This window comes from Pseudarthrobacter sp. CCNWLW207 (genome assembly GCF_037203945.1).
GTDB lineage: Bacteria > Actinomycetota > Actinomycetes > Actinomycetales > Micrococcaceae > Arthrobacter.
On record NZ_JBBCBS010000018.1, the window covers coordinates 26,852 to 34,968 of the forward strand.

The 8,117-nt window shown below is 65.4% G+C and carries 10 protein-coding genes; 6 read left to right on the forward strand and 4 right to left on the reverse strand.

Features of this window, described 5'->3' with window-relative positions; genetic code table 11:
* Nucleotides 1–40: 40 nt before the first annotated feature.
* The 3 genes from V9L17_RS20305 to V9L17_RS20315 form a co-directional block, all read right to left on the reverse strand.
* Nucleotides 41–328 carry a MoaD/ThiS family protein gene (locus V9L17_RS20305; RefSeq protein ID WP_337352677.1) on the reverse strand — a complete coding sequence of 96 codons (288 nt, stop codon included), beginning with the start codon at nt 326–328 and terminating at the stop codon, nt 41–43.
* Complete coding sequence (locus V9L17_RS20310; RefSeq protein WP_337352678.1) at nt 321–1,475, reverse strand: WD40/YVTN/BNR-like repeat-containing protein; 1,155 nt, start codon at nt 1,473–1,475, stop codon at nt 321–323. Before V9L17_RS20310 ends, V9L17_RS20305 begins: the two co-directional genes overlap by 8 nt.
* A gap of 63 nt (nt 1,476–1,538) precedes the next feature.
* Nucleotides 1,539–1,739 (reverse strand): hypothetical protein, encoded by a 201-nt coding sequence (locus V9L17_RS20315; protein ID WP_337348634.1) that lies wholly within the window; start codon nt 1,737–1,739, stop codon nt 1,539–1,541.
* A gap of 367 nt (nt 1,740–2,106) precedes the next feature.
* Between V9L17_RS20315 and V9L17_RS20320 the strand changes: the two genes are divergently transcribed.
* The 6 genes from V9L17_RS20320 to V9L17_RS20345 all read left to right on the forward strand — a co-directional run bounded on the left by V9L17_RS20320 (nt 2,107) and on the right by V9L17_RS20345 (nt 7,709).
* Nucleotides 2,107–2,955, forward strand: coding sequence for a DUF4573 domain-containing protein (locus V9L17_RS20320; RefSeq protein WP_337352679.1), 849 nt, complete (start codon nt 2,107–2,109; stop codon nt 2,953–2,955).
* A gap of 101 nt (nt 2,956–3,056) precedes the next feature.
* Nucleotides 3,057–3,776: a class F sortase gene (locus V9L17_RS20325; RefSeq protein WP_337352680.1), complete on the forward strand. Its 720-nt coding sequence runs from the start codon at nt 3,057–3,059 to the stop codon at nt 3,774–3,776.
* Nucleotides 3,777–3,829: 53 nt separating this feature from the next.
* Nucleotides 3,830–4,342 carry a universal stress protein gene (locus V9L17_RS20330; protein WP_337352681.1) on the forward strand — a complete coding sequence of 171 codons (513 nt, stop codon included), beginning with the start codon at nt 3,830–3,832 and terminating at the stop codon, nt 4,340–4,342.
* Nucleotides 4,343–4,650: 308 nt separating this feature from the next.
* Nucleotides 4,651–5,001: a metal-sensitive transcriptional regulator gene (locus V9L17_RS20335; protein WP_337352682.1), complete on the forward strand. Its 351-nt coding sequence runs from the start codon at nt 4,651–4,653 to the stop codon at nt 4,999–5,001.
* A gap of 45 nt (nt 5,002–5,046) precedes the next feature.
* A complete protein-coding gene (locus V9L17_RS20340; RefSeq protein WP_337348629.1) occupies nt 5,047–5,277 on the forward strand; it encodes a heavy-metal-associated domain-containing protein in 231 nt (76 codons plus the stop codon).
* An 86-nt stretch (nt 5,278–5,363) separates the two neighbouring features.
* A complete protein-coding gene (locus V9L17_RS20345; RefSeq protein WP_443198053.1) occupies nt 5,364–7,709 on the forward strand; it encodes a heavy metal translocating P-type ATPase in 2,346 nt (781 codons plus the stop codon).
* A gap of 15 nt (nt 7,710–7,724) precedes the next feature.
* Here the strand turns inward: V9L17_RS20345 and V9L17_RS20350 are convergent, their stop codons facing one another.
* On the reverse strand, nt 7,725–7,997 hold the full coding sequence (locus tag V9L17_RS20350; RefSeq protein ID WP_337352684.1) for a DUF2277 domain-containing protein: 273 nt from the start codon (nt 7,995–7,997) through the stop codon (nt 7,725–7,727).
* Between the last annotated feature and the right edge of the window lie 120 nt (nt 7,998–8,117).

Genomic DNA, 8,117 nt, shown 5'->3' on the forward strand with positions numbered 1-8,117 from the left:
AGTCAGTCAGGACTGCCCGCCGTCATGGAGCCCAGCCGGTTTAGCCGCCGGCCACGGACTGGATAATCAGCACTTCCTGACCGTCCGCCACCTCAGTTTCCAGGCCTTGGAGCCTGCGCACCTCGTCGCCGTCCACGTAGACGTTCACGTACCGGCGCAGGGCACCGGTCTCGTCCCGCAGGCGCCTCGCCAGCACGGGGTAATCCCCGGCTACCGAGTCCAGGAGCTTCCCCACTGTCATTGACCCCTCGGCGGGCGCAGTCAGGATGGACTGCCCGCCGGCCAGGGGCTGCAGGATGCTGGGCAGCACCAGGCGGATGTCAGGCATCCTGGGACACCGCCGTTTCCGGAACACGCGACTCCGGCAGCCGCGCTCCCGCCACCCTGGCTGCGCGGACACACAAAACATCCGGAAGATGGCTGGCAACTTCCGTAAAGGTCTCCCCTTCATCCGCGCTGGCGTACACCGTGCCGCCGCGGGTACCGAAGTAAACACCCACCGGCTCGGCGGAGTCCACGCACGCGGCGTCCCGGAGCACGCTGTTGTATTCCCCCTCCGGCAGTCCGGTGGAGAGGCGCTTCCAGGTGGTTCCGGCGTCGTCCGTGCGGTGCATTGCAAGCTTCCCTTCGGGAGGGATACGTTCGCCGTCGGCCTTTAGCGGCACCACCCAGACAGTCCCCTCCCGCCGGGGGTGTGTGAGCATCACAAAGCCAAAGTCCGCGGGCAGCCCCTCCGCGATGGACTCCCAGTTCTCGCCGTTGTCGTCCGTACGGTACACGCCGTGGTGGTTTTGGGCGTAGAGGCGCCCTTCGACGGCGGCATCCGCAGCGATCTTGTGCACACACTGGCCGAATTCCGGGTTGGGGTCCGGCATGAAGTAGGCCGAAATACCCTTGTTCCTGGCCTCCCAGGACGCTCCGCCGTCGAGCGAGCGGTATACGCCGCCGGTACTCATGGCGATATGGACGTTGTCACCCGCCGGGTTGACCACGATCGAATGGGCTGCGGCGCCGCCGTAGCCGGCGCCCCACTCACTGCGGTGCGGGTGGTCCCACAGCCCGCGGTTCAGCTCGAAGTGTTCGCCGCCGTCAGTGGATTTCCACACGGAAATGGGTTCGGCCCCTGCCCAGACCACTCCGGGCCGCGACTCTGCGTCCGGATAGATCTGCCAGATACGCTCGACGGCGGCTCCGGTGTCTTCGGGGAAGGTGATCGCCCCCTGTTCGGGCTCGGACCAGGTAGCGCCGAGGTCATCGGAGTGGGCCACGGTAGGCCCCCAATGTTCGGATCGGACCCCCACCATGATCCGGGTGCGGCCGTTTCGGGTGTCGATGCCAATGCTGGGAATTTCGCTCATCAAAAAGTGCGGGCCGGAGAAGGACCACTGTTGCCTGTCTTGGCTGGTGGCCAGCCACAGGCCCTTTTTGGTTCCGATCGCCAGGACAAAGCTCTCTGTGGATGCCATGCACCCCATGCAACCACTCCGGCCGGAAGGCCGCAACGGTTTTCGACAGGGCCGGCTCTTAGTCCGGCGGCGTTAGTCCACGAATTCGGACTGGGTCTCGATGAAATCCCAGTCCGCTTCAGTGAGCACCGAGACGGGATTCTCAGGGTGGGGTCCTCCCGCTTCGGCGATGCCCTGCAGCACTGGGAGGGGCAGCTCCTCCGCACGCAGGTTCTCCCGGAGCCATTCCTTGGAGGCAAGGTCCAAGTCCAGCCACCACATGTAAATTTCCATGCCCGTCACGCCCTTTCGTATGACTCATACGTTAGGCGCGGGCATGTCCACGTTCAAGGGTGCGAGTCCCCGAAGCCGGTTACGTGCGGAGGGAACAAGTAGTATTCCCGCGGCTTCCGCGTAGTAGCAGGTATCGCCGCAGTTCAGCGGCCTTTAAAGTCGAGTACCTGCTACTCGCGACTGCCTCTTGGGGCCACCCTAGCCTGAAGTGACAAGCAAGCTGACCGTGCTGCTGGGGCACTCAGAGTCACCGCTACTCCCCCTCATCATGGTCCGTTTCACACATACTGGGGAGAAAACAATGAAACGTACCTTTGCAGCACTGGGGGTCATGGGGCTGGGGCTGATTAGTCTGACAGCACCAGCAATGGCTGCTCCTAATATGGTCATCGTCTGCCACGACGGCTCATCAACCGGAACGGGTTGGGACGCAATTGCATTCAACGTGAACGGCCTGAATGGCCACGACGGGCATGCCACCGACATCATTCCGCCGAACAACTCCATACCGGGCGGCCTGAACTGGACGAACGCCGGAAAGATTACCTACATCGCCAACTGCGCACCGCTGCCGCCGGGCGAGGAGCCTCCGGTTTATCCGCCGGTGGACCCCGTCGACCCCGTCGACCCGGTTGACCCTGTCGACCCCGTGGACCCGGTTGACCCCGTCGACCCGGTGGACCCGGTGGACCCCGTTGACCCCGTCGACCCCGTCGACCCGGTGGACCCGGTTGACCCCGTCGACCCGGTTGACCCCGTCGACCCCGTGGACCCGGTTGACCCCGTCGACCCGGTGGACCCCGTCGACCCGGTGGACCCCGTCGACCCCGTCGACCCCGTCGACCCCGTCGACCCCGTCGACCCCGTCGACCCCGTCGACCCCGTCGACCCGGTTGACCCCGTCGACCCGGTTGACCCCGTTGACCCCGTTGACCCCGTCGACCCCGTCGACCCCGTCGACCCCGTCGACCCCGTCGACCCCGTTGACCCCGTTGACCCCGGCAACACCGATCAAGTCGTGCTTTCCGGCACGACGCCACCACGCGCCACCGGGGCACAGGCCGTCAGCCAAGGCACCAACCGCGGCTTCAACGCCCAGACGGCAGTGGGCGGAACTGAAAGTGCTCCTACGTGGCTAGCGGGCCTGGCCGTGATGCTGGGCGCAGGCGCAGTGGTTGCTGTCCGCCGCAGGTCCCTGGAGGCACAGGCAGGCTAGCACCAGTTCGGACTGGGCCGATCTGACCTGCAGGGCGCCCCGCCAACTCAAGGCGGGGCGCCCTTCCTGTAAGCACATTTTCGAAAAGCCTAAGGAGCATCGTGGCAAAGCAAACCGGCAGGCACGAACTGGCGAAACGGCGGCGCGGCTGGAACCGCGCCGACCTGGCCATCCTTGCCTGCGGTGTTCTGGGTTTCTTTTCCTTCACGTTTGGTGGGCCACTGCTGGACCAGCATGGGGCCGCTGCGCCCGGAACAACCGCCACTCTGCACTCGGGAACGTCGTCGATCGAACTGCCATTGCCCCTGGCCGTTTCTGGCCCGCCGTCCTCTCCCACCCACGCACCAACTGCCGCGCCCGTAGCCGCAGGTCCCGCCCTCCCGGCTGCTTCGCCGCCGCTGCGCGTCGTCTATCCGAAAGCTGCGATGGACACAGCTGTACATCCACTGGCGCCGGACAGCACCGCCGTCGAGAGCCAGACAATCGTGCCGCCCACCACCATGGATGGTTACTGGCTAACACCCTTCGGTGTGCCGGGAAACGGATCGAACAACACCACTTACGTCATTGGCCACAGCTGGGAAGGCCAGGACGCCCCGTTTAACCACCTCAGCTCCGCGGCAGCAGTGGGCGACGAGTTCGATGTAGTCACCGCCACCGGAACTATCCAGTATCGGGTGGACACTGTGACCACGTACCTCAAGGCCACACTCAAGGACAGCCCCATCTGGGACATGGTGCCCAGCAGGCTGGTGCTGATCAGTTGCTACACGGAAGATCCGTGGGGGAAGAACGTGGTGGTCTCCGCCTCACCAGCCTAGGAACGAACTCCCGGACACTGTTCAAGCACACCCGCCGGGCAGAGAATGAGCTTATGACTCCAGAACGATTCAGCGGTCCGCCTCCCCTGCTCGTGGGTGTTATCCCTGATCAGCACCCCGAGGTCCTCCGTACCGCGACCCAACTCGCGGTGCGGCTCTCCGCCCCTTTGCTCTGCGCGTACGTAGACGAGGCGAGCTACCTGGTCGAATGGGATCCGGCCCGCTCCGCGCACAGGCTGTCCCTCCATCCTGACAAGGATGACGATGACGTCCGTGCCGTGACAATGGAAATCAGGGCGGTCATTGACGACGCCGTCACCACCGCCGGAGACCCTCCCATCAATTGGAACCTCCGCACCTTGGCCGGCGATCCTGCACGCGCCCTCGCCCGGCTCGCGGCAGAGACCAACGCTCCCATGATCATTGTGGGGACCTCCGAACGGGGACTCGCGCACCGGATTTCCGAGGCGCTCAGCGGCTCCGTAGCCTCGTGGCTCAGCCATCACCAGAGCAGGCCCGTACTGGTGGTTCCGTACAGGATGCCCGCCCACGAGGACGCCGGATAAGGCCGCAGCTCCGCAGAACGCCATGGCTGCGGCGCCCAGGAATAATAAAGTGAAAGTAGTTATTCGAGGTGGTGGCGGACCGCCTTACCGGCAAGTAAGCTGGTTCAAGCAGACCGATCCAGCCTGATGGAATGGATGGGTAAACTGCCCAAAAGCTGCTCCGGAGTGCGTATCCCCCAATAACGCACTCCGGAGCTTTTTGTTGCCCTTTTCCCGGCCCCTGGCAACAGCCCTCATCTAAGCCCGCCCCCCTCCATACCCCCCAGGGGTACTTGCGCTATACCCCCATGGGGTATAGCTTGGGTTTTATGAACGTACCGGAAGAAGTTGTCGCAGAGCAGGCCCATGGCACGGATTCCGCGACGGAGCATGGCTATACCGGCAACAAAGAGGCCTACCTTCGCCGGCTCAAGCGCATCGAGGGACAGGTGCGCGGCATCGCCCGGATGGTTGACGAGGACAAGTACTGCATCGACATCCTGACTCAGGTTTCCGCCGTGACCAAGGCCCTTCACGCCGTCAGCCTCGGGCTTGTGGAGGAGCATATCGGCCACTGCGTCGTGGGAGCCGCCTCCGAGCCCGATCCCGAACTCCGCGCCGAAGCGATCGACATCAAAGTCAAGGAAGCCGCCGACGCCATCGGGCGCCTGCTTCGCTAAACCACCATTTACCGGCCACCAGCCGGTCCACTCTAAGGAGCCCCCATGAGCACCACCTCCACCACCGTCAGTGTTTCGGGTATGACCTGCGGCCACTGTGTCTCGTCGGTCAGCGAAGAACTTGAATCCCTCGCCGGGGTCGAAGCCGTGGACGTGGACCTCAATGCCGGTGGTATTTCCACGGTCACCATCACCTCCAGCCAGGAACTGTCACCATCGGAAATTGGCGAGGCCGTGGCCGAGGCCGGATACCTGGTGGTAGCCAACGATGCCTGAGTGCACCACTGATCCGAGGACAGTCCGTGAGCACTGAACATCCGCACCAGTCCGGGAGCCGGGTCATTGACCTTGAGATCGAGGGCATGACCTGCGCCTCCTGCGTGAACCGCGTAGAGAAGAAGCTCGGCAAGCTCGACGGCGTGGAAGCCTCGGTCAACCTCCCCCTCGAATCCGCCCACGTAAAAGTCCCCGCAGGCATCACGGACGAACAGATTACGGCCACTGTGGAAGCAGCAGGCTACAAGGCGAGGATCCGCCAGTCACCCTCCCACAGCCATGCGCACGAGCACGCCGAGGATGCCTCCGGTGGCGCCACCCAAAGTAACCACGCGGATCATGGCACCGAAAGCACCGCGCCTGGTGGCGACCACCTGCAGCACGGCGGCACGGCATCCCAGCTCAAGCCGCGCCTCATCCTGGCAGCCGTCCTCACGGTGCCCGTCTTCCTGATTTCCATGGTCCCGGCCTTCCAGTTCGCGCACTGGGGCTGGGCGGCGGGGGCCCTCGCGTTGCCCGTGGTCACTTGGGCAGCGTGGCCGTTCCACCGGGCGGCAGCTATCAACGCCCGGCACTTAGCGTCCACGATGGACACCCTGGTGTCCCTCGGCGTCATTGCCGCTTACCTCTTCTCAGCGTGGCAGCTGTTCAGCAACCCCCGAATGACCGAACACCCCGGGATGGAAGGGATGGAACCGGGCGGCCTCTACTTCGAGGTGGCCGCCGTCGTCACCACGTTCCTGCTCCTGGGCCGCTTCCTGGAGGCCAACGCCAAACAGAGGGCCGGGGACGCACTCAGGGCCCTGCTGAACCTGGGTGCCAAGGACGCCACGGTCCTGCGGGACAGCCGCGAAACCAAGATCCCTGCGGACGAGCTCCAGGTGGGTGACGTCATCGTGGTCCGGCCGGGTGAAAAGATCGCCACCGACGGCTTGGTCATCGAAGGCAGTTCCGCGGTGGACGAGTCCTTGGTAACGGGTGAATCCGTACCGGTGGAAGTGGGCCCGGACAGCAAAGTCACTGGAGCCACAATCAACACCTCGGGACGGCTCCTGGTTCGCGCAACCCGGGTAGGATCCGAAACCACCCTCGCCCAGATGGCGCGCCTGGTTTCCCAGGCCCAGACAGGCAAGGCACCGATTGCCCGCCTCGCGGACCGCATCAGCGCCGTCTTCGTCCCGGTAGTGCTGGTCATCGCAGTGCTCACTTTCGCGGCCTGGTTGCTCCTTGCCGGACCCTCCGTCAGTGAAGCCGAACTGCGGGCCGCCTTCACCGCCGCCGTCGCGGTCCTGGTCATCGCCTGCCCCTGTGCGCTGGGACTGGCAACACCCGTGGGACTGCTCACCGGTACCGGCCGCGGCGCGCAGTTGGGCATCCTGATCAAGGGGCCCCAGGTGCTGGAGGACACCCGGACCGTGGACACTATCCTGCTGGACAAGACCGGGACGGTCACCACCGGCCGGCTGGCCGTGGACAACACCGTAGCTTTCGACGGGTTCACCCGTTCCGAGGTACTGCGTCTCGCCGGCGCGGTGGAGGCAGCGTCCGAGCACCCGATTGCCCACGCCATTGCAGCCGCCGCCCTCGGCCGGATCTCGGCCTCCCCGGCCCGGATGCCTGCCACGGGGGGTTCCGTCCGGAGCCCTGAGGGCCAGGACGACGACGGCGGGCGGCTTCCCGCCGTCGAGCAGTTCCGTTCGGCGCCGGGCGGCGGAGTGGCTGGCACAGTGGAGGGCCGTCCGGTGCTGGCCGGCCGCACCGGGTGGGTGCAGGAGAACGGCGTCCAGATCTCCCCAGCGCAGCAAGAGGTACTGCATACCACCGAGGCATCCGGTGCCACGGCCATTTGGGTGGCCGTGGACGGGACCGCAGCGGGCATCATCAGCCTCCGGGACACCATCAAACCGGGATCCGCGGCCGCCATCTCCCGGCTGAGGGCCCTGGGGCTCCGGCCCATCCTGCTGACAGGCGATAACGCCGCCGTCGCCGCCCAAGTGGCCGACGCCGTCGGCATTTCGCCCGATGACGTGTATGCCGGAATTCTCCCGGCCGGAAAAGTGGACGCTGTCCGGAAGCTGCAGGCCAACGGAGCGATCGTGGCCATGGCTGGGGACGGTGTGAACGATGCCGCCGCGTTGGCGCAGGCTGACCTAGGGATCGCCATGGGTTCCGGCACCGACGTGGCCATCGAGGCCGCGGACCTCACGGTTATGGGCAATGACCTGGGCCAGGTGGCGCAGGCCATTGAGCTGTCCCGCAGGACCCTGGCCACCATCAGGACCAACCTGTTCTGGGCGTTCTTCTACAACGCCGTGGGTATCCCCGTCGCCGCTTTGGGCCTGCTCAACCCGATGATTGCCGGCGCTGCGATGGCGGCGAGCTCCGTCTTGGTGGTGGCGAACTCGCTCCGGCTGCGCAGCTTCGGCCGCTAACCGCGCGGACTACGGTCAGGCAGCGCCGAACCGCACCGCAGCCCGGGCCTTGGCCTTTGCGGCCTCCGTTTCCCGGTCCTTGGCGGGCGCATGGCTCACGAGCGCATCGAGAAGGTGCTCAGTGATATGGGCGATCTCGTGTACTGCCTCGTTGAAGGCCGCCTCGTTGGCCTTGGAGGGCTTGGTGCTGCCGCTGATCTTGCGCACATACTGCAGGGCGGCGGCGTGCACCTCCTCGGACGTGGCGTGCGGTTCGTAGTTGTGGAGGGTTCGGATGTTCCGGCACATAAGGCCATGCTAGGCTCTGGAACGCCTGGGATCGACCCCCTGCCCCATCCTGGTTGCGGTCTTCCGCCGATGGGCAGTGGTGCATGGGCAGCGGTCCCCATCGACAGTGTTTTGGGGCCG